A 2,138-nucleotide genomic window follows, 5' to 3' on the forward strand; every position below is an offset into this window, starting at 1 on the left:
CGGGAAACGAAAAAGCCCGGTTTCAAACCGGGCTCGAACGAACATGCCTATTGACAATGGCTTTCTCATATTAGAAACGGACACATCTAAGAGACGCTTCACGATTCCACCTTCCTTCGACTTCGACGGCGTCTATTTAATGACGACCGCCTGAGCTCCTCGTTGCGAGTATAGCGAAGCAATGCGCTGAGCTGAGTTAGAGACATAGCCAGCGAGTGAATCGGCAATGTAAACGGTACCTAGGGAGCGATTAAAGCCTCTTAAAACAACGGTGTGAGAGTTGGTATAGGTTCGATAAACCCTTCCACCGTAAGCCTGAGTCGCATAGCAACTTCCCAGGTTTTGCATACCTATCGTCGACCAAATAATAACGGGATGCCCGGCTTCCAAGTACGAATAAAGGTCATAGAAACCAGTACCAGTCACATCGTAGGCTCGCAAACTACTGCCACTACTAATCAAGAAAGAATTAGCGGTGTTGGTCAGTCCGGGAGCAGATATGCAGTTTCCATTCGAAGCGCTATGAGGATTGCCCCAAAACGCCGTAACAAAATCCCAACTGCTCTTAGGCATATACGCGTCTGCAATGACGGTTTTACCCAAACCAAATCCGTAATAGTTAAGCGCATTGGTCAATGCAACGGACTCGCAGCCAGTCGGAAGCTCAGGGTTCTGCATTGTACAAGGAACGTTGAGGACAACCGAATTCGGATGCAATGGGCGGTCCCTGTACGCGCCGTCCGTCGGGCCCGGGGCCGCCGAGCCCTTCGCGAGGATGCGGACCTGGAGCGCCTCGACGCGATAGCCGATGCCGGTCGTGCCGGCGCGGGCCCCGTCGCTCGCCCACCCGAGCCAGCCGTAGTCCTGCACGTAGGCGCGGTACCACACGTCGTAGTACTCGGAGAGGCCGCCGGTCAGGCGCATCTTCACGCACTCGACCGCCCTGCCCTGGCCGGTGGTACCGGCCAGGGCGCCGCCCGAGACCTCGTCCTGCCAGCCGATGCCGGAGACGTGGGCGCTGTAGGACAGGCCGCCGGAGACCGGCGAGGAGACCTCGGCGGCGATCGCCTCTACGGCGCGGGCCTGGCCGGTGGTGCCGGCGGTGCCGCCGTTGCCGACGGCGGGCTGCCAGCCGACGCCGGAGACGTGGGCCCTGAGGCTGAGCGAGGGGACGGAGAGCTCGGCGGGGGCGCCCGACGAGGGGGCGTCGCCGCCCTTCTCGACGAGGACGACCTGGAGGGCCTCGGCCTGGACGCCGAGCCCCTCGGTGCCAGCGGCCTCGCCGTCCTTGGCCCAGCCCAGCCAGCCGTAGCCCGCCGCGTGGACGCGGTACCAGACGTCGTAGGAATCGGAGACGGGGCCGGAGAGGGACACCCTCACGGCCTGGACGGCGCGGCCCTGCCCCACCGTGCCGGCGTAGGAGGGGGCGGAGGCGGCGTCCTGCCAGCCGATGCCGGCCACGTGGGCCGCGACGGAGACGGAGCTCCCCTCGCCCGCCCCCTCGAGGGAGGCGCGCACCGCCTGGAGCGCGAGGCCCCTGCCGGTCGTGCCGACGTCCTCGCCGCCGCCCACCGCGGGCAGCCAGCCGCGCTCCGCGACATGGCCCTGCAGGACGAGCGACGGGCCGGAGGCGGCGCCGGAGACGTAGGCCCCCTCGGCCGGACCGGGGGCGGCGGAGCCCTTCGCGACGAGGGCGACCTGGACGGCAGTGAGCCCCGAGGCGCCGGACTCGACGCCGGAGGGCTCGCCGGCGCTCGCCCAGCCGAGCCAGCCGCGCGCGGAGTCGCAGGAGCGGTACCAGACGTCATAGCGCTCCGCGAGGCCGCCGGACAGCTCGAAGCGGACGGCCTTGAGCTGGAGCCCGCCGCCCGAGGCGCCGAGCTGCGCCCCGTCGGAGCTGAGCTCCCCCTGCCAGCCGGAGCCCAGCAGGAGGCCGCGGTAGCCGACCGACCCGTCGGACTCGAGGTTGTCGACGGTCGCGGCGATGGAGCCCAGCACGGGCCCCCTCTCGGAGCCGAGCGTCAGGACCCCGCCCGAGAACGACGAGCCCGCCGGCGAGCCTGGATTGGCAACACCTATTTGGACGATTCCGGGAGGGACAGCCCCGCCTCCCTGAACTCGACCGGAGACATGTAGCC

The 2,138-nt window shown here is 66.8% G+C and carries 1 protein-coding gene; it reads right to left on the reverse strand.

What is annotated here, in order from left to right; translation table 11 throughout:
* Positions 1 to 132: 132 nt before the first annotated feature.
* Positions 133 to 2,138: C39 family peptidase (locus tag ACESUZ_RS10005; protein ID WP_373199901.1), on the reverse strand; the 2,006-nt coding region annotated here is incomplete at its 5' end.

Origin of the sequence: Collinsella aerofaciens ATCC 25986 (assembly GCF_964239575.1) — a bacterium.
GTDB lineage: Bacteria > Actinomycetota > Coriobacteriia > Coriobacteriales > Coriobacteriaceae > Collinsella > Collinsella aerofaciens_BQ.